Source organism: Zobellia uliginosa (genome assembly GCF_900156625.1).
GTDB classification, from domain to species: Bacteria; Bacteroidota; Bacteroidia; order Flavobacteriales; family Flavobacteriaceae; genus Zobellia; species Zobellia uliginosa.
Genome location: NZ_FTOB01000002.1, coordinates 522,763 through 541,876 on the forward strand (window position 1 = coordinate 522,763; position 19,114 = coordinate 541,876).

21 protein-coding genes are annotated in these 19,114 nt (G+C 43.0%); 9 read left to right on the plus strand and 12 right to left on the minus strand.

Translation table 11 applies throughout. From position 1 onward, the window contains the following. Positions 1 to 27 precede the first annotated feature (27 nt). Both ribH and BW980_RS06780 read right to left on the minus strand, forming a co-directional pair. Positions 28 to 510 (minus strand): 6,7-dimethyl-8-ribityllumazine synthase, encoded by a 483-nt coding sequence (gene ribH / locus BW980_RS06775; protein ID WP_076454171.1) that lies wholly within the window; start codon positions 508 to 510, stop codon positions 28 to 30. After that, on the minus strand, positions 510 to 1,277 hold the full coding sequence (locus BW980_RS06780; RefSeq protein ID WP_076454172.1) for a tetratricopeptide repeat protein: 768 nt from the start codon (positions 1,275 to 1,277) through the stop codon (positions 510 to 512). The genes ribH and BW980_RS06780 overlap by 1 nt, the downstream gene beginning before the upstream one ends. A gap of 114 nt (positions 1,278 to 1,391) precedes the next feature. Between BW980_RS06780 and recF the strand changes: the two genes are divergently transcribed. Genes recF through BW980_RS06795 form a run of 3 tightly spaced genes read left to right on the plus strand, consistent with a single transcriptional unit; the run spans position 1,392 to position 3,236 of the window. Continuing rightward, positions 1,392 to 2,477, plus strand: coding sequence for a DNA replication/repair protein RecF (recF, locus tag BW980_RS06785; protein ID WP_076454173.1), 1,086 nt, complete (start codon positions 1,392 to 1,394; stop codon positions 2,475 to 2,477). 42 nt (positions 2,478 to 2,519) lie between these two features. Continuing rightward, positions 2,520 to 2,936 (plus strand): lipocalin family protein, encoded by a 417-nt coding sequence (locus BW980_RS06790; protein WP_076454174.1) that lies wholly within the window; start codon positions 2,520 to 2,522, stop codon positions 2,934 to 2,936. Positions 2,937 to 2,939: 3 nt separating this feature from the next. Beyond that, positions 2,940 to 3,236, plus strand: a complete 297-nt coding sequence (locus tag BW980_RS06795; RefSeq protein WP_013995025.1) for a DciA family protein — start codon at positions 2,940 to 2,942, stop codon at positions 3,234 to 3,236. 63 nt (positions 3,237 to 3,299) lie between these two features. On the opposite strand, the gene BW980_RS06800 is transcribed toward BW980_RS06795, so the two are convergent. Both BW980_RS06800 and BW980_RS06805 read right to left on the minus strand, forming a co-directional pair. Further along, positions 3,300 to 3,719 carry a nucleoside-diphosphate kinase gene (locus BW980_RS06800; protein WP_076454175.1) on the minus strand — a complete coding sequence of 140 codons (420 nt, stop codon included), beginning with the start codon at positions 3,717 to 3,719 and terminating at the stop codon, positions 3,300 to 3,302. 48 nt (positions 3,720 to 3,767) lie between these two features. Continuing rightward, a complete protein-coding gene (locus tag BW980_RS06805; protein WP_076454176.1) occupies positions 3,768 to 4,817 on the minus strand; it encodes an alkaline phosphatase D family protein in 1,050 nt (349 codons plus the stop codon). A 78-nt stretch (positions 4,818 to 4,895) separates the two neighbouring features. Between BW980_RS06805 and BW980_RS06810 the strand changes: the two genes are divergently transcribed. The 5 genes from BW980_RS06810 to BW980_RS06830 all read left to right on the plus strand — a co-directional run bounded on the left by BW980_RS06810 (position 4,896) and on the right by BW980_RS06830 (position 9,495). Further along, entirely contained in the window at positions 4,896 to 5,912 is a 1,017-nt protein-coding gene (locus tag BW980_RS06810) for a DHH family phosphoesterase (protein ID WP_076454177.1), read from the plus strand. After that, the gene (gene gldI / locus BW980_RS06815; RefSeq protein WP_083690396.1) at positions 5,909 to 6,460 is read left to right on the plus strand and encodes a gliding motility-associated peptidyl-prolyl isomerase GldI; all 552 of its coding nucleotides are present in this window, start codon (positions 5,909 to 5,911) and stop codon (positions 6,458 to 6,460) included. Before BW980_RS06810 ends, gldI begins: the two co-directional genes overlap by 4 nt. Positions 6,461 to 6,510: 50 nt before the next feature. Beyond that, a complete protein-coding gene (locus tag BW980_RS06820; protein WP_076454178.1) occupies positions 6,511 to 7,623 on the plus strand; it encodes a peptidylprolyl isomerase in 1,113 nt (370 codons plus the stop codon). A 172-nt stretch (positions 7,624 to 7,795) separates the two neighbouring features. Further along, complete coding sequence (locus tag BW980_RS06825; protein ID WP_076454179.1) at positions 7,796 to 8,872, plus strand: glycoside hydrolase family 5 protein; 1,077 nt, start codon at positions 7,796 to 7,798, stop codon at positions 8,870 to 8,872. 266 nt (positions 8,873 to 9,138) lie between these two features. Further along, positions 9,139 to 9,495 (plus strand): DUF805 domain-containing protein, encoded by a 357-nt coding sequence (locus tag BW980_RS06830; protein ID WP_076454180.1) that lies wholly within the window; start codon positions 9,139 to 9,141, stop codon positions 9,493 to 9,495. Between the two features lie 52 nt (positions 9,496 to 9,547). Here BW980_RS06830 and BW980_RS06835 read toward each other — a convergent pair whose 3' ends face one another. After that, complete coding sequence (locus BW980_RS06835) at positions 9,548 to 11,008, minus strand: aminoacyl-histidine dipeptidase (RefSeq protein WP_076454181.1); 1,461 nt, start codon at positions 11,006 to 11,008, stop codon at positions 9,548 to 9,550. Between the two features lie 156 nt (positions 11,009 to 11,164). On the opposite strand from BW980_RS06835, the gene BW980_RS06840 reads away from it, so the two are divergent. After that, entirely contained in the window at positions 11,165 to 12,232 is a 1,068-nt protein-coding gene (locus BW980_RS06840; RefSeq protein WP_076454182.1) for a DUF3810 domain-containing protein, read from the plus strand. A gap of 41 nt (positions 12,233 to 12,273) precedes the next feature. On the opposite strand, the gene BW980_RS06845 is transcribed toward BW980_RS06840, so the two are convergent. From BW980_RS06845 to BW980_RS06875, 7 genes are all read right to left on the minus strand, one after another. Continuing rightward, a complete protein-coding gene (locus BW980_RS06845; protein WP_076454183.1) occupies positions 12,274 to 13,464 on the minus strand; it encodes a molybdopterin molybdotransferase MoeA in 1,191 nt (396 codons plus the stop codon). Between the two features lie 33 nt (positions 13,465 to 13,497). Next, entirely contained in the window at positions 13,498 to 15,198 is a 1,701-nt protein-coding gene (lepB, locus tag BW980_RS06850) for a signal peptidase I (protein WP_076454184.1), read from the minus strand. 106 nt (positions 15,199 to 15,304) lie between these two features. Then, entirely contained in the window at positions 15,305 to 16,006 is a 702-nt protein-coding gene (gene dapB, locus BW980_RS06855; protein WP_076454185.1) for a 4-hydroxy-tetrahydrodipicolinate reductase, read from the minus strand. A gap of 50 nt (positions 16,007 to 16,056) precedes the next feature. Continuing rightward, positions 16,057 to 16,698, minus strand: a complete 642-nt coding sequence (locus tag BW980_RS06860; RefSeq protein WP_076454186.1) for a DUF5683 domain-containing protein — start codon at positions 16,696 to 16,698, stop codon at positions 16,057 to 16,059. Next, positions 16,691 to 17,593, minus strand: coding sequence for a ParB/RepB/Spo0J family partition protein (locus BW980_RS06865; protein WP_076454187.1), 903 nt, complete (start codon positions 17,591 to 17,593; stop codon positions 16,691 to 16,693). The genes BW980_RS06860 and BW980_RS06865 overlap by 8 nt, the downstream gene beginning before the upstream one ends. Further along, a complete protein-coding gene (locus BW980_RS06870) occupies positions 17,593 to 18,366 on the minus strand; it encodes a ParA family protein (RefSeq protein WP_013995040.1) in 774 nt (257 codons plus the stop codon). Before BW980_RS06870 ends, BW980_RS06865 begins: the two co-directional genes overlap by 1 nt. Positions 18,367 to 18,779: 413 nt before the next feature. Continuing rightward, a complete protein-coding gene (locus tag BW980_RS06875) occupies positions 18,780 to 19,112 on the minus strand; it encodes an FtsB family cell division protein (protein WP_013995041.1) in 333 nt (110 codons plus the stop codon). Positions 19,113 to 19,114 lie beyond the last annotated feature (2 nt).

Sequence of the window (19,114 nt, forward strand, 5' to 3'; positions counted from 1 at the left end):
CTTAAAAAGTTTGGGGCGGTTTAGGACTTACTTGCCTAAGCAGGCCATTTGAATGGCGGCAATGGCGGCTTCGGTACCTTTGTTGCCGTGCTTTCCTCCACTGCGTTCCTGTGCTTGTTGCAAATTGTTGTCGGTCAGTACACAGAAAATTACAGGGGTGTCCAGTTGTACGTTCAAATCCTTGATGCCTTGGGCAGTAGCGCTACAAACAAAATCGAAGTGCTTGGTTTCGCCTTGAATAACGCTTCCTATGGCAATAACGGCATCGACCTCTTGTGTGGTGGCCATCTTTTTGCAGCCGTAGGTAAGCTCAAAGCTTCCGGGTACGTCCCAACGTAGTATATTCGACTCAAGCGCACCGCAATCCAAAAGGGCTTCAATAGCCCCGGAGTACAGGCCTTCGGTGATTTCGGTATTCCATTCTGAAACAACAATCCCAAATCGAAGATGCTTCGCATTTGGGATTTTGGTTTTATCGTAAACCGAAAGGTTCTTATTTGCCGTAGCCATTAATTGGAGGTTTTAGCCATTCCTATAAAAGCATCCACGGTACGGGCCTCATCGGAAGATGAATATTCATCTTTGATTTTCTGAAAGTATTTCAAAGCCTTGTCGTTTTGTTTCAATTCAAGTGCCGTAACACCGGCCTTGTATAAAAACTTAGGTCTAGTGTAATCGTTGTTGCTATGGGTGATCGCTTTGTCGTAATACTCCAAAGCATCTTCGGGTTGTTCCAATTGCATAAAGGCATCACCAAGTCCACCTTTGGCCAAAGCCCCTAGAATATCGTCTTCAGATTTGAAATCCTCAAGGTGCGAAATGGCTTCTTGGTACTTTTGCATGTTCAAATAGGCCATACCTGCGGAATAGTTGGCAAGGTTGGCAGCTTTTGTACCACTGTACTCATCGATGATGTCAAGAAAGCCGTATTTGCCCTCTGCGCCGTTCAAGGCGAGGTTGTACAGCGAGTCTTTTGCTGTTGGGCTGTTCAATGCTTGGTCAAAGTATTGTTGCGGGTAGTACATTTCATTGGCCGCATTCGACTCTTTTGGTTTTTCTACGAACTGTACGTAGGCCAAATAGCCAAGAACACTGATTGCTACTACACCAATTACCCCCAAAATATAGTTTTGGTTGCTGGCTACCCATGCTTCTGTTTTAGAGGCGCTTTCGTCAAGCGTACTAAAAACTTCTGCAGTTGCGCTTTCCTGTTCTGTAACTTCTTGCTCTTCTGCTTTGTCTTTCGGTTTGAAGCCCCGCTTTTTGTATGTTGCCATTTTATTTTTTATTGGTCGCGCAAAAATAATGGTTTTATCGAAAACCGAAAGGGTATTTATTCGTTATTTTTGATGTTTTCGAAACGAACCCTATTTTAATTCGAAATTTGGCACATGTTTTTACGCAAATTATCCCTTATAAATTACAAGAATTTTGACTCCAAAGATTTTGAGTTCGACTCAAAGATCAACTGTATGGTGGGGCCGAACGGGATAGGGAAGACTAATGTGCTCGATGCGATCTACCATCTTTCCTTTGGTAAAAGTTACTTCAATCCGGTGTCGACGCAAAACATTCGTCACGACGAAGATTTTTTTGTAATCGAGGGAGAATTTGAAAAAGAAGACCGTCAAGAGAAAATAGTTTGCAGTTTAAAACGTGGATCTAAAAAAATGATCAAGCGAAACGGCAAGGCCTATGATCGGTTGTCAGACCATATCGGTCTATTGCCACTGGTAATTATCTCTCCGGCCGATAGGGATCTTATTATCGAAGGGAGCGATACCCGTAGAAAGTTTATTGACGGTGTTATATCGCAATCCGATAAAAACTATCTTCAAGACCTTCTGAAATACAACAAGGTATTGGCCCAACGGAATTCCCTTTTAAAATATTTTGCGGCTAACCATACCTTTAATAAAGATACCTTATCGGTATATAATGAGCAGTTAAACGATTATGGTAGCAAGATTTTTGAAAAGAGGATAGGCTTCCTTGAACGTTTTATCCCTATTTTTAAGGAACAGTATGTCGCTATTTCCGGAGGGCACGAAGAGGTCTCCCTACGTTATGAAAGCAAGCTAAAGGATCAAGGCTTGTTGGCACTTCTTGAAAGTAATGTGGAAAAGGACAAGGCCTTGCAGTATACCAGTGTAGGGGTCCATAAAGACGATTTGGGCTTTGAGATATCAGGACACCCGATTAAAAAGTTCGGTAGTCAAGGTCAACAAAAATCTTTCTTGATCGCATTGAAATTCGCACAGTTTCAATTTATAAAGATGCAATCGAAAACGACGCCCGTTTTATTGTTAGACGATATTTTTGATAAATTAGACGAGCATAGGGTGTCACATATTGTAGCATTGGTGAACAATGAGAATTTTGGACAGATTTTTATAAGCGATACCCATGCCGATAGAACGGAAGCTGTGGTGAAGCAGATCCATCAGACCTATAAGCTGTTTCGGTTGAATGGTTAAGGTGATGCTTGTAGACAAGTTGTAAATATTGATAGAATAAGGATGAAACGATTTTTTTTAATAGGATGTGCTTTTTTGTTTTTGGGATGCTCTTCTAGGGTGTCGGTAGATGATCTGAACAAACTCAATGGCTATTGGGAAATTACCCGGGTCACTTTTGCTGACGGAAACACCAAGGAGTACAAGGTGAATACCAGTGTAGATTATATCAAGGTCGAAGACCGGAAAGGATTTAGAAAAAAGGTACACCCGAAATTGAACGGTACCTTCGAAACTTCCGATGATGCGGAAACTTTTACCGTTGTCGAAGAAGGAAAAGGTCTTTCCATTCGGTACAAGACCGAACTCAGTGAGTGGTCGGAACTATTGACTGAACTAGACGATGATGTCTTTTCGGTAGTCAACCCAGAGGGTATCCGCTACGATTACAAACGATTTGAACCTATTTCAATTCAATAAAAGATGGCAAAGAGAAGAAACGAGAACCTGAACATGAGCGAGGCTTTGCAAGAATTTATAAAGGAAAACCGCTTGCAGAAGGGGATGGACAAGGTAGATGCCCGTGAGGCCTGGCGTAAACTTATGGGTAACGGCGTGAATAATTATACCACCGACATTGAGCTACGGGGCGACACCCTTTTTGTGGCGCTATCTTCGTCGGTTCTTCGTGAGGAGCTAAGTTTGGGCAAATCTAAAATCGTAACCATGCTCAATGAAGACTTGGGCAAAAACTTGGTGAAGAAACTGGTGTTACGATAAAAGCCCGCAAATATCAACGAATTGATGTCTACGGGCTTTGTATTGATAAGAAGTGTTCTGTCTTTAGTAGATTTCTCTTCCTGAAAAATGAAACGAACCTTCTATGGCAGCGTTTTCATCACTATCGGAACCGTGTACGGCATTTTCTGCGATATCGGTAGCGAACAATTTCCTGATAGTTCCTTCGGCAGCTTCGGCCGGGTTGGTGGCACCGATCAATGCACGGAAATCTTCAACGGCATTGTCTTTTTCTAAAATGGCCGCAACGATAGGGCCTCGGGTCATAAACTCTACCAATTCGCCAAAGAACGGACGTTCTTTGTGGATCGCGTAGAACTCTTGGGCATCACGTGTGCTCAATTGCGTATATTTCATGGCGACGATTTTGAAGCCAGCGGAACTTATTTTTTCCAAAATAGCGCCAATATGGCCATTTTCAACCGCATCGGGTTTAATCATCGTAAAAGTTCTGTTCGTTGTCATTTTAAAAATTTTTTGCAAAAATACGTTTTATTCATCAACAGGCAACTTTTAATAGGCTTGATGTAGTTCTCCCATTATCTTTAGGCCGTCACCGAGCATTTGCATGTGAGTTTCCTTGGTTTTAAAGTTAAATCGGATGAGGCCGAAACTCTTTGTGGAGACGACCTTTCCGACCCTAAACGGATTGGGTTCGTTCTTGAATCGGGTATACGAATGTGTAAGCCCGCTACTCGTAAAATCGATAAGGGGGTAGGGCAGGTCTTCAATTTCCGTTTTGGAAAATTCCGAAATATGTCGGTCTCCAGATAGGATCATAACTCCTTTGGCCTTAGAATCTACGATGAGTTTTTTAAGTTGGTCGACCTCATGGGGAAAGTTGCCCCAGGTCTCAAAGCCGTGTTCGTTCGACAGTATTTGTATGCTGCTCACCAGAACGTTGAAATCGGCCTTCGAATTTTGAAGCTCATTGGCGAGCCATGTCCATTGGCGCTCGCCCAAGACCGTTCCGTCGCCATAAGCGTTCGGTTTGGTGCGTTTCTTGGTCTTGGTGTCGGGCGTTAATGGCGTTCTAAAATATCGGGTGTCGAGTACGATTATTTTTATACTTCCTTGAGGGGTGTTATAGGTATGTGAAGTATATACACCTTCTTGGGTTCTTCTAGGGTCATTTTTTTCAACGCCCATAAAGTTTAAAAATTCTTGTTGGCTTTCCTTCTTTTTGTAAAAGTCGACACCGCCGTCGTTAAGTCCGTAATCATGATCGTCCCAAGTACCTATAACGGGAGTGCTTTCCTTTAGTTTCTTGTAGCCTTCTATGGTATTCTGTTGCTCGTACATGGCTCTTAACCGTTGCATATTGTCGGTATCCGCATAAATGTTATCTCCGCCCCAGACCCATACATCCGGTTGGGTTTTCAGGATGTCGTCCCAGAGAAAGTTGGTTTCGTCCTGCTTGTTGCAAGAGCCGAAGGCCAAGGTGAAATCGGCCGTAACGGTGCTATCTAAATAGGTTGCCGGGTTGTCCATTGGGGTGTGGCTTTGTGGTTTACAGCCAATGGTCATAGAGATCAAGCAAAAGACGATGTATTTGTAGCGCATGGTTTCGTTTTGTACGTTAGCACAAAAATAAGCGATTGTCTTAAAAGGACTACGTTATTAAATTGTATATTTACAAGCATGAATTTGGAGTCTATAAAAGCGGTTAAGCAACTACTTTCCCAACCGCAAAAAATCGTAATCGTACCGCATAAGAACCCCGATGGTGATGCCATTGGTTCAACTTTGGCCCTATGGCACTACCTGACCGACAGGGGGCAAGAGGCCGTTGTTATCGCGCCCAATGATTACCCAAAGTTTTTAAAATGGATGCCCGGAAACGAGAATATCTTGAATTTTGAAAGGGAAAATGGCCAGGCGAAGGATAAAATTGCCGAGGCTACCGTAGTTTTTACATTAGATTTTAATCACTTGGGCCGAATAGGGCAGATGCAGTCGGTTTTAGAAGATTTGACGGTGCCTTTCGTTATGATAGACCATCATCAGGCTCCTTCTGATTATGCCGAAATCATGTACTCCGATGTTTCAATGAGTTCAACCTGTGAAATGGTCTATAACTTCATCGAATTTTTGGGTGACGTGGATAAGATCAGCCTCGAAATCGCAAATTGTCTGTACACGGGAATCATGACCGATACAGGTTCTTTTAAATTTAGGTCCACTACCGGAAGAACCCATCGTATAGTGGCCGATTTAATAGACAAAGGCGCCGAAAATACACAGATACACCATAGGGTGTACGATACGAATACACCGGGGAGACTCCATCTTTTGGGGTGTGCCTTGAAGAATATGGTGATTTTGGATCAGTACAGAACTGCATATATTACCCTAAGTCAAGAAGAACTTGACGCCCATAAATACCAAAAAGGCGATACCGAGGGGTTTGTGAATTACGGACTTACGCTTGAAGGTATTATATTTGCGGTTATTTTTATTGAAAACAAAGAAGAAGGTATTGTAAAAATCTCCTTTCGATCTATTGGAGATTTCTCGGTAAACGAGTTTGCCAGGGCCCATTTTGAAGGCGGTGGACACAATAATGCGGCAGGAGGAAAGAGTGACAGAAGCCTTAAGGAGACCGCCTTATTTTTTGAGTCTTTGTTAGTGAACTATAAAGAGCAATTGACGGCATGAGAATCGTAAGTGTATTATTTTTAATCGTATTGGTCGGTTGTGGAGGCCCTGAAGCTCGAAGACCTGTAGAGGTAAAGTCAGGCAGTTTCTTTAAGCAATCGGTAAAACGGAGCAAAGAGCTTTTGGCCAAAGAAGAGAAGATGATCCAAGATATTATCGATCGCGATACGGTACACGAATATGCCCATAGTGCCAGCGGCTCGTGGTTCTATTATGACGTTAAGAACGATACCGACGAATATACGCCCCAAACCGATGATTTGGTGGTGATGAGCTATAACTTGGTCGGCTTTAATAACGATACCATTTATAGTATGGACGATATAGGGGTCTTAAAATACAAAGTAGATAAGCAAGAATTGTTTCCAGGCTTGCGTAACAGCGTAAAAATGCTAAAGGAGGGAGAGACTGCTACTTTTTTGTTCCCCTCGTCATTGGCATACGGCTATCATGGCGATAACGATAGGATCGGAATCAACGTGCCGGTCAAGGCAACCGTTTCGGTAATGAAAATCGAAAAAAAGGAAGACCAAGAAGCGGCCGAGTAATCCCCATAAATATTAAATCACAAAAGAAATTATAAACAAAGAATTAAAACATGAGAAAATTCTATTACTTGATTACCCTAGCCGTATTGCTAGCCAGTTGTAAAAGTCAATATGCCGAATTGGGCGATGGTCTTTTTGCCGATATACATACCACTAAAGGTGATATTATTGTAAAATTGGAGTACAAGAAAACACCGGTTACCGTAGCAAACTTCGTTTCCTTGGCCGAAGGAAAAAACCCTTTTGTTACCGATAGCCTAAAGGGAAAGAAATTTTATGATAGCATCATATTCCATAGGGTGATCAAAGACTTTATGATTCAAGGGGGCGATCCTACGGGTACCGGTAGGGGCAATCCTGGCTATAAGTTCAAGGATGAGTTTAACGATTCTTTGGTACACGATAGAAAAGGGATACTATCTATGGCAAATTCCGGACCCAAAACGAATGGGAGTCAGTTTTTTATCACCCATAAGGAAACGCCGTTTTTAAACGGAAGACATACCGTATTCGGTCATGTGATAGAAGGTTTGGATGTTGTGGATTCCATTGCCAATGTCGAGACTTCCCAAGACCGAATGACCCAAGATCGACCTTTGGAAGACGTGGTTATGACCAGTGTGGAAATCGTGAGGAATGGTAAAGAGGCCAAAAAATTCGATGCCGTTAAGGTCATGACCGATTATTTTGCCGAAGAGGAAGCACTGATTGCCGCCTTTAATAAAATGAAAAGTGAATTTAAGGCCGAACTCGAAAAGCAAAAAGCCGAGGCTGAAGAATTGGCCAGTGGTCTGAAAATTATGAGAACCAAAGATGGGGGGGGAGATACGCCTAGAACTGGGCAACAAGTATTGGTTCGCTACGCCGGTTTCTTAGAGGATGGAACTTTGTTCGATAGCAATTATGAAGAAGTGGCTACCAAATACAACCAATTCGATGAGAGAAGGAAGCAAGGAGGAGGTTACGAGCCGATACCTATGGAATACAGTCCTGATGCCGCCCTTATTCCTGGTTTTAAGGAAGGACTTTTAAATATGAAGGTAGGGGACAAGGTCAGAATTTTCATTCCGTCACACCTCGGTTATGGGGAACAAGGTGCAGGGCCCATCCCACCAAATTCAAATTTGGTATTTGACCTGGAAATCACCGGTATAGCTGAATAAGCTGTTTTAAAGAAAAGTTAAAAACCCGCATAAAGCGGGTTTTTTTATGCTTTGAAAATCCAAAAACATAAGTATATACGTACAACTATTGTGGTATTAAAGGCTGGTTGTAAGGTAACAGACTGGCCTTTAGTAATATGAACTTAACCTAATAATTTAAAAAGTAGAATTTATGAAAATGATTAAATTAATTTGTGCTGTTGTATGTATGGTTTTGGTTGGATGTGACCCGAATCCGGATACCGAGGAGGTCTTGGTAGAAGACGATGTTACGGTCAAGGCGGAAGATGTGCCTTCTGAAGAAACCGATGATTGCCATGATGGCGACGATACTTCAAAAAGCACGGTGGTTGCCGAGTACGGGCAGCTTAGTGTAGATGGGAAGTTTATGGTAAACCAAGATGGTGAAAAAGTACAATTGAGGGGTATGTCTTTGTTCTGGAGCCAGTGGATGGGCCAATTCTATACCAAGGAGGCCGTGAAATGGCTCAAAGATGATTGGAACGTAACCATTGTACGCGCCTCTATGGGGGTTGAGGACTCAGATGGTTATCTATCCAATCCAGAAAAGGAAAAGGCAAAGGTCTTTGAGGTAATTGAAGCGGCCATAGAAGAAGGGATCTATGTTTTGGTAGATTGGCACAGCCATCACGCCGAAGATCATCTTGACGAGGCCAAACGTTTCTTTGCCGAAGTGGCCGAAAAATACGGATCGCATCCGAATATTATTTATGAAACCTACAATGAGCCTTTGGGGGTTTCTTGGACACAGGTGTTAAAACCATACCATGAAGCGGTAGTGGCTGAAATTAGAAAGTACGACCCTGATAATATTGTGGTCTGTGGAACGCGAAACTGGTCTCAAGCCGTAAACGAAGTGGTAGGGAACGAACTTAATGATCCCAATGTGATGTATACCTTGCATTACTATGCTTCTTCCCATAAAGAAGATTTGCGTAATGCGGCACAGGTGGCCATAGACAATAATATACCCTTGTTCGTAACTGAATACGGAGTAACCGAATATACGGGCAATGGTTATATCGATGTAGAATCGGTAGAGCAATGGTGGAAGTTCTTAGATGATAATTCTATTTCTTGGTGTAATTGGTCGATAGCCGATAAAGAGGAAAGTTCGGCTGCACTTAGGCCAGGGGCGAGCGGTCAAGGCGGTTGGTCTGAAAGCCAGCTTACCCAATCAGGACGTATGGTCCGTGCCGAAATATTGGCGAAGAATCCTAAATTTTAGAAAGACGTGGATTGAATCAAAGCATAGTCAGAAAGGGCTTTGTTAGGCATTTGTGCCTGCGCGTTCAAAACGGTAGGGCCCTATTCTTAAACTATAGTTGTTTATCGTCTTTAGTGGTACAGGGACAAGGGATTCAAGCACCTTGTCCCTGTTTTTTGTGCTAACTGCCAAGTTTTTTGTCTTTTATGTGCAGTTCGTCTAAAAAATCATAATACTTCGCATAGATCTCCGTTTGAAGCATCTATAAACCCTAAATCTTATAACCTATGAATTGGTATTTAAAAGTTTTACAAAACTACGCTGGCTTTGGAGGTCGTGCGCGAAGAAAGGAGTATTGGATGTTCTTTTTGTTCAATTCGCTTATCTCATACGGGCTGTTGATTTTAGCTGGCCTCCTTGAAGTACCTGCACTTGGCTTCTTGTATATGGTCTACGCCTTTGGTGTTCTGATTCCCAGTATAGCGGTGGCCATACGTCGTATGCATGATGTGGGTAAGAGTGGGTGGTTTATCCTAGTGCCTATTTACAATTTGATTTTAGCCTGTACGGACAGCGAAAAGGGCGATAACCAATATGGTCCCAATCCGAAGGCGGAAGAAGTATCCGATTTGCAGAAAGTTTAATTATGGTCGATATATTGTAAAAAGGGGCCTGTCAAACGACAGGCCCCTTTTTTTATGCTTTTGGAGTCTCTTCCAAAATGCTCAATAAGAATTTCCAGAATTTTTGAACCGAAGAAATACTAACGCGTTCATCCGGTGAATGGGCGCCAAGAATGGTAGGTCCAAAACTGATCATATCCATGTCGGGATAATTCTGGCCTAAGATTCCACATTCCAGTCCCGCATGACATGCGGCCACTTTTGGCTTTTCGTTGAACAAGGCCGTGTATTTGTTTTCGGCCACTTTTAATATTTTTGAATTGGGGTTCGGGGTCCAACCGGGGTAGGTACCGCTTAATTCAACATCGCACTTGGCGAGTTCAAAGGTAGACTTAAGGGCATTCGCTAGGTCCATCTTGGCCGAATCGACGGAAGACCGTGTCAAACATCCGATTTTAACCTCTCCGTCCTTGACCAAAACACGGGCCACATTATTTGAGGTCTCTACAAGTCCTGGTATGGTGGCGCTCATGGCATAGACTCCGTTGTGGGCTGCGTAGATACCTTGTAAGAGCCGTTCTTGAGAACCGAGTCCCATTACCGTCTTGGGTAGTTTTGTGGGTTCTACGGCAATATTTAGCTTGGGCTCTATGGCGTTCAATTCTTTTTTTATGATTTCCCCTAATTCTTCTATGGTTGCTTCAAAAGCTTCACTTTGCTTTTTTAAGAGTACTATGGTGGCTACGCTTTCTCGCGGGATGGCGTTTCTTAGGCTACCCCCGTCAATTTCGGAAATACGTAACATATACTTGTTTCCAACGGTATACAGTACACGGTTCATGATTTTGTTGGCATTGCCCAGACCCTTGTGTATTTCAATGCCACTGTGGCCACCTTGAAGTCCGTTAACCGTAATTTTATAGGCAGCACTGGCACGTGGTACCGGTTTTTCACTGTATTGTCGGGTTGCTGTTATGTCTATTCCTCCGGCACATCCTATGTCGAGCTCATCGTCTTCCTCGGTGTCGAGGTTCAATAAGATTTTTCCTTGTAATATCCCTCCTTCAAGTCCCATAGCCCCGGTCATGCCTGTTTCTTCATCTATGGTAAAAAGGGCTTCTAGCGGTGGATGGGCGATATCGGTACTTTCCAATAAGGCCATTATAGCGGCTACCCCCATACCATTATCGGCACCGAGGGTGGTTCCCTTGGCTTTGACCCAGTCTCCATCGACGAACATTTCAATACCCTGGCTGTCGAAATCGAAGTCGGTATCATTGTTCTTTTGGTGCACCATGTCTAGGTGGGATTGTAAGGTGATGGTCATTCGGTCTTCCATTCCCTTACTGGCGGGTTTCCTGATGATTACATTACCGACTTTGTCCTTTAAAGTTTCGAGATTTAGCGATTTTCCAAAATCGATCATAAAATTGATTACCCGCTCTTCCCTTTTAGAGGGGCGCGGTACCGCATTTAGGTCGGCAAACTTGTTCCAGACCGATACGGGGATCAATTCTCTTATAGCTTCGTTCATACGTTGTTATTTTTTTTGCAAAAATACGTAGTCAAAAATTGGTATGGGCGATAATTGGTTAATTTTGATGTTTAACGAACGATAAAGTGCCTATGCGGTACTTCAGTAAAAACGTGTCGACACAAAATTGGTTTTGGTAATCTTTAATTTGAATTTTTGAAGGATAAATTAAAAAACGGAATAGCTTTAAGTTTACTTCCGCAGATTCTTTTGGTTGCATGGTTGGGAGGGAGGCCTGATTTGGTCGAGGCCTATTACAGTAATGGTATTTATCCGCCCATAAGTCAATTTTTCCGCATACTCTTTGGGTGGCTTCCCTTTTCAATCGGCGACATACTCTATGCCTCGCTCATTGTTTTGGGGCTGCGCTACCTTTACAAGAGCCGATTAAAAATAAAAAAACGGCCCCTCTTGTTCCTCAGGAACGTAGTCGTAGTGCTGTCGGTCTTTTATTTCACCTTTAATCTGGTGTGGGGGTTGAACTATTATCGAAAGCCCATTGCCGAAAACTTTGCCATACGTGACAGCGTACAAACCTCAGAAGTGATCGACTTGGCCGAAAGATTGATTTTAAGGACAAATCAACTTCAATTCAAACTGACTGCTGACAGTACAAAGCGAGTGGAGGTGCCTTACAGTCGTGAGGAGGTTTTTGAGAAGACCGTTGATGGTTATCGGCAATTACAGCAAGAATATCCTTTTTTAGAATATCGGCATAGCAGTCTTAAGGCATCTATGTTCAGTACGCTTGCCAGTTATATGGGTATCGGGGGGTATTTGAATCCGTTTACCAATGAAGCCCAAGTAAATGCAACTACGCCCTTGTTCCGGTTTCCGGTGGTCAGTGCACATGAAGTGGGGCATCAAGTGGGGTATAGTAAGGAGAATGAAACCAATTTTATCGGGTATCTGGTTACCCTAAGGAATGATGATATCTATTTTCAATATTCCGCTTCCGCTTATGCCCTGAGCCATTGTTTGAGTGCTGTAAGGCGTTCTGACGAAGCCCTGTTCAAAGAGCTTTATGCCAAGTTGAATTTTGGGGTTCAAGAAAACTACCGGGAGCTCTATGAGCATAGTTTAAAATACGTAAACCCTTTCGAACCTATATTCAAGTCGGTTTTTAATACCTTCTTAAAGGCCAACCAACAAAAGGATGGCATTAAGAGTTATGGTAAGATTGTAGAATTAATGGTCGGGTATCATGAGAAGTATCCCCTTTAAGGCTTAGGCTTGTGGGTATGTTGTAAATTGAGGAACTTTATTTATGAGGCCTGAAAGAAGTCCAATACACTTCCCTTGGCTATTTCTTTATCACCTGCCGGTACGCAAACGAACCCGTCGGCTTGGGCCAAGCTTACCAAATCACCTGAGCCATTGCCTTTAATGGGAAGGGCCAAGATTCGTCCTTGATCCCATTTTGTGGTCACCTGAACGAACAAGGTGAGGGAAGGGTGGGGATGCAAGGGTTCCTCTAAGATAACGGATTGCCTTTGGGGCTCTAACGTCAAGCATTTATTAAGCCAAGGCAAGAAATATACGTGATAGTTGGCAAAAGTTGAAACGGGGTTACCAGGGAAGGAGAAGACAATTTTTTGTTTTTCCTTTTGGATTCCGAACCAAAACGGCTTTCCAGGGCGTTGGGCAACACGATGAAATACTTTTTCTATGCCCAAAGCCTCGAGTACCTCTGGAATAAAATCAAATTTTCCTTTTGAAACCCCTCCGCTGAGCATAAGAATATCATACGTCAAGAGCGCCTCGGCCAGCTTGGTTTCTATATTGTTCTTTTCATCGGGCAAATGAAGGAGGCTAGGTGCGATGCCCACTTTTTCAAGGGCTGATGCCAATGATAGGGCGTTCGATTTTCGAATTTGATGGGGGAGGGGCTTTTCGTTTACTTCCACGAGTTCGTTTCCTGTAGAAACAACACAGATTTTTGGAAGTTTTTTAACCGATACTTCTGTTTTTCCTACCGAGGCCAACACCCCGATTACGGCTGCGGAAATAAGGCTTCCTTTTTTTAATAGGATGGCGCCTTCTTGCTCATCGCTGCCCTGTTGGTGTATGTTTTGTCCTTTTTTTGGCGTTTTGGTGAGGGTAGCCCATCCGTCATGGATTTCTATTTCCTCGTACATTACGATGGTGTCGGCCCCTTTTGGAAGTACGGCCCCCGTCATAATTTCGAGGCAATTATGGTCTGAAGCCAGGTTTTTTTGTGGCATGCCTGCACTAAGAACCCCTTCGATCTTGAAGCGATCTTCACCTCTTTCAACAGCTGAAAATGCAATGGCAATGCCATCTTTGGTTGATCGGTGGAATGGGGGGAAATCCCTGTCGGCCCTAATATCCTCGTCAAGAATTCTTCCAGTACTGTGCGTGAGCGCCACCGTTTCGTTTCCGAAATCCGGCGTGTGCCGTAAAACATGGTCGAAAGCATCCTTAAAAGAAATCATCGCAGGCCTATTTTTTGAAAAAGGGGTTTAAAATCAAGCTTTAGCCTTCTTTTTGTTCCACAACCAACTTCCTACAAAATAAGCGACCAAGGCTATTAGGAAGTATTTGAAATAAGAAACAGGTTCGCCTTCACCGTTTACCGTTGTAAAAATACGGTCCCATCTAGGTTTCCAGTTAAGAATGCCATCGTTAAAGTTGTCAACGCTCAGCCATATAAATATAGGAGTACCTACAATGTGGTTTTCAGGAACATAGCCCCAGGCCCTACTGTCTTCCGAGTGATCGCGGTTATCACCCATCATCCAATAGTAATCTTGTTTAAAGGTGTATTTGTCGGTTGCCTGTCCGTTTATAATGATTTGGTTTCCTGAAACACTTAGGGTGTTGCCTTCGTAGTCCCTTATAATTTTTTTATAAAGCGGTAAGGTCTTGAGGTTTAGGGATACCGTTGCTCCTTTTTCGGGAATGTAAATCGGGCCCATTTGATCATAGTTCCAAGGATAGTCAGGACTCTGTGGGAAAATGTTTCCTCCGGCAACCCCTTTCTTCTCAACGATTCTTACGATGGAATCAAGGCTAGCTTCTTTTTTCAAAACTTCGACCATTTCATCGGTCAGGGGAACGATACGTTTCAGGGCGGTTTCCTCCACCATTGAAATGGCGTTTTTACGTGCCACTGACTGGGGGATACCTGTATATTTGGTGAAGACTTCTAGTTTACCATCATTTCTTTGTCTGTAGCCTCTAACATATTTTTGAATGGCATTCAGTTGTTGTTGGTTCAGTGAGTTGATGATATACTTTCGGTCGTAACCGGTAGCATCCACTTTTTCCAGAAGCTTGGAGGAAACCCCTTTGCTAGAGTAGAGGGCATAGTCATATTGAGGTTTGGCCCTATCGGAAAGCTGTAGTTGCTTGCCGTTGATGTAGACGTATCCGTCTATAACGGCGAGTGAATCACCAGGGATGCCCACACAGCGTTTGACGTAATTCGACTTTTTATCGATAGGCTTTCTGACCCCTTTTTCCTTCTTAAAAAATTGGCGTACCGTATCTGCAGGCCAGCTGAAGACGACAATATCGTTTCGGTCGACCTTGGTGAACCCCGGAATCCTAAAATACGGGAGTTGGGGTTTGTCGAGGTATGATTTTACATGGAGTAGGGGCAGTGTATCGTGTACCATGGGTGCTGCCACGGTGGTCATTGGGGTTCGGGCCCCATAATGGAACTTGCTGACGAACAAAAGGTCTCCTACCCGCAAAGTACGTTCCAATGAAGGTGTCGGAATCACGTAGGGCTGAATGAAATAGGTATGGACCAAGGTAGCTGCAATTATGGCAAAGGCAATGGAACTTACCCATTCGCCGGTAGCCGTCTGGGGGTGGAGGTTACGGTTTTCGATGTATTTTACATCTAGGGCGTAGTTGACGTAATAGATATAAAACCCAAGAGTTAGAATCACCAACCAAGTATCGGCCGTGCTATTGCGACCGAAACTTCGGATTGTCTCGATCCAAACTATAGGAAACATCAATAGGTTGATAATGGGGATGAACAAAAGTACGGTCCACCATTTCGGACGATTGATAATCTGCATCAGTACAATGGCGTTGTAGACCGGTATTGCCGCCTCCCACGCCTTTCTACCTGCTTTTACATATAGTTTCCAAGTTCCTGCAAAATGGATAATCTGAACGATCAGAATAAAAAGTAACCATTGTGTTGCGTCCATTTGTTTGTTTTATTAGTTCTATACTCGATCAAAATCGATGTAAAGTAATGAACAGTAAGTTTTTTTAAGCTAAATAAGCGTAATTAATTTTTGGTACCCCCTGTTGTTAACCAAGGTTGAGCACGTCTTTCATGGTGAAAATACCGGTTTTTCCAACAATCCATTCCGCAGCGGTTACCGCACCAAGGGCAAAACCTTCGCGATTGTGGGCGGTATGTTTGATTTCGATGGAATCGACCGTACTGCTGTAATCAATGCTATGGGTGCCGGGGGTGGCGCCCACTCTTTTAGAAGTGATCGGAATTTCCGTATCACCGGCTTCCTCCAATTTCCAGCCCTTGTATTCGGTATTGTCTATTATGCCTTCTGCCAAGGTAATTGCCGTACCACTGGGTTCGTCAAGTTTTTGGGTATGATGGATTTCTTCCATCGACACTTTGTATTGGTCTAGGTTTTTCATCATGGTGGCCAAGTATCGGTTGAGTTCAAAGAAGACGTTTACGCCTAAGCTGAAGTTCGAAGCGTAGATAAAGGCCCCGTTTTTAGCTTTGCATAGAGCCACGGCCTCATCGTATTTGTCCAGCCAACCTGTGGTTCCGCAGATAACGGGTACGCCGTGTTCAAAACATTTGGTGATGTTGCCATAAGCGGCCGAGGGCATGCTGAAATCAATGGCCACATCCATTTCCGAAAAATCGATATCTACGGTGTCGACATCAACTTTGGCAACGATGGTATGATTTCTGTTCAGGGCGATCTGTTCGATCATTTTTCCCATTTTTCCGTATCCGAATAGTGCTATTTTCACTTTGTGTTCTTGTTAGGTTAATAAGATGTAACTGGTTTAAATTTAGAATATTAAAATTTAATGATAAGTGCCATACCGTAATTGGGATTATTGGTTACGGGATCTAAATCTAAAAAGGGTTGCATATCGAAGCTTAAGTCGTCATCGATATTAAATTGTTTTAAGTGCGCGTCTACATTGGCATCTACAATATTTAAGGCATATAGGGCAATGGATACGAGCAATAATAAATCTCTTTGATTTTGAAAACGTTCTTGCTGACTCTGTAAATCGTCTAATCCTAGAAGAGGCACATTACTTGGGTTACTAGGGTTTGCATAGAATTCGTCATCGGTAAAACCTGCCCTTCGTCTTTTAAATGCTGTTCGGAAACGTTGGTAATTGTTATTGTTCCAAGTATAGCTGTAAACGGCTGCCCCAATGGCACCGTAAACGATGGGAACTTTCCAATAGCGTTTGTTGTAAACTTGTCCTAAGCCTGGAATAACGGCGGAATAGAAGGCCGCCTTGCTCGGGGCGAGCGGATTGATTTTTACTCTTTTCTTTTTCAGGGTGTCGACCACGACGATACCTTGTTCTTTTAAGTCCGATTGAAGGGAGTCTACCTCTGTATTGGCGGGCGTTTCTTCTTGGGCACTGACGGCAAAGGACAAAAAAGCAATAAAAACAAGTGTTAAAAGGGATTTACTCACCTAAGATCAATTTTTTGATTCGTTGAAACTCTTCCTTTGAATGGAATGGAATGGTTATTTTTCCGTTGCCTTTTTCCGATGCGGAAATAGCGACTTTAACGGAAAGGTGGTCAGTAAATTTTTTGATATTGCCTTCGGCAAATTCAGGTATTTTAGTACTCTTTGGTTTTTGTTTTTCAGATGGTCCGCCTTCATGGTAGGCCTTTACGGCGCGTTCGGTCTCACGGACCGATAGGTTTTGGCCTATGATCTTTTCGTAAAGCGCTATTTGGTCCGCCTTCTTTTCAATGTTTACCAAGGCGCGTCCGTGGCCCATACTTAAGAAACCGTCTCGCATACCGGTTTGAATAATAGGGTCAAGGCGTAAAAGTCGCATGTAATTGGTAATGGTCGAGCGTTTTTTGCCCACCCTGTCGCTCAATTGCTCTTGGGTGAGTTGAATTTCGTCGATCAGGCGTTGGTACGAAAGCGCAATTTCAATCGGGTCAAGGTCTTGGCGTTGAATATTCTCGACCAGTGCCATTTCGAGGGACTCTTGGTCATTGGCAATACGTATGTAGGCCGGTATTGTGGTAAGGCCCACCAAGCGTGATGCCCGGTATCTTCGTTCACCCGAAACGAGCTGGTACTTGTTGAATTCTAGCTTTCTAACGGTAATGGGTTGTATTACCCCAAGTTGCCGTATAGACGATGCCAATTCCTTAAGGGCTTCATCATTGAAATTTGAACGCGGCTGAAAAGGGTTCATTTCAATAGCCTCGACATCGAGCTCAACAATGTTGCCGACTACCTTGTCCGCATTCTTGTCGGTTGCCGATTGAATATCATTTTCTGGATCTTTTAGAAGTGCGGACAGACCGCGACCCAGTGCTTGTTTTTTGGTTGCTTTCGCCATTAAGCTATTTCTTTGTTTTTCTTGACGATTTCATGGGCCAGGTTCAAATAATTGGTCGCCCCCTTGCTACTTGCGTCGTATTTTATAATGCTTTCCCCATAACTAGGTGCCTCGCTCAGACGTACATTACGCTGTATGATGGTATCGAAAACCATATCGGCAAAATGTTTACGGACTTCCTCTACCACTTGGTTAGAGAGTCTCAGCCTTGAATCGAACATGGTCAATAACATACCTTCGATGTCTAAGTTGGGGTTGTGGATCTTTTGTACACTTTTTATGGTGTTCAAGAGTTTTCCAAGTCCTTCCAAAGCAAAATATTCGCATTGAATAGGAATGATGACCGCATCTGCCGCAGTCAGTGCATTTAGGGTAAGTAAACCTAGGGAAGGGGCACAATCGATCAATACATAATCGTAGCTGTCCCTTAAGTGGGATATGGCCTTCTTCATCATATACTCCCGTTCATCCTTGTCTACCAATTCGATTTCAATGGCCACCAAGTCAATGTGTGCGGGAATAAGGTCTAGATTTGGGGAGTCGGTTTTAATAATGGCTTCTTGGGCGCTCATAGTGTGCTCGAGAAGTTGGTATGTGCCAAACTCTACACTTTCAACATCTATACCCAAGCCCGATGTGGCATTCGCCTGCGGGTCGGCATCTATTAGCAACACTTTCTTTTCCAAAACACCTAAGGAAGCCGCCAAATTAACTGTTGTAGTGGTTTTACCCACTCCTCCCTTTTGATTCGCAATAGCAATAATCTTGCCCATTTTCAGTCTAAGTTAGGGAGTAAAAATACGATTATTTACAATGCTATTGAAACCATTTTGTTAACAGCGCGTGAATAATTGTTCCGTTTTTCGTTAAAGTTCGTTAATGCATCGGCCTTTTTTTCGCCTCGTAGAAACGAAATGAAGCGAATATTTATTACGATCACATCAAGTGATAGGGTAAAGCGGTGACGGAAAAAAATGACCGAACCAAGAAGCCTTATAATTATGTGTGTGTATTTAACTTATTGATAATTAAAGGGTAATACTTGTTGGGGCTCTTCCTTTGTCGAATGTCTATATTTGATGTTTTGTTAACTTTGATCTTTCTTTTTCGACCGAAATTCACTACCGGAATACGTAGAAAATAGTTATCAACATTTCGGCTGATGACGGAAGTCCAAGTTGGGCGTTTACTCTTTTTTCTTCAGGTCAAGGCTGTCTTCGTATTCTATCAAATAGATTTCTTCATTCTTTTTTTTGAGGAAATATTGCTCTCGGGCAAACTTTTCAAGCTCATCTGGGTCGGATAGTCTTTCAAGTATCCTCTTGTCATTGGCGATTTCCTGCCTTAGGAATTCTTGTTGCTTTTCAAGTTTCTTGATTTCCTTTTTCAATTCAAGATGGATAAGAAGGGAGTTCGTATCGAAAAAGACCATCCATATTACAAAAACGGTAAGGACCAATACGTACATATTGGTCAATAGGCCGAACCATTTTTTTTGTCTTAAATCTTTTAATCCCATTG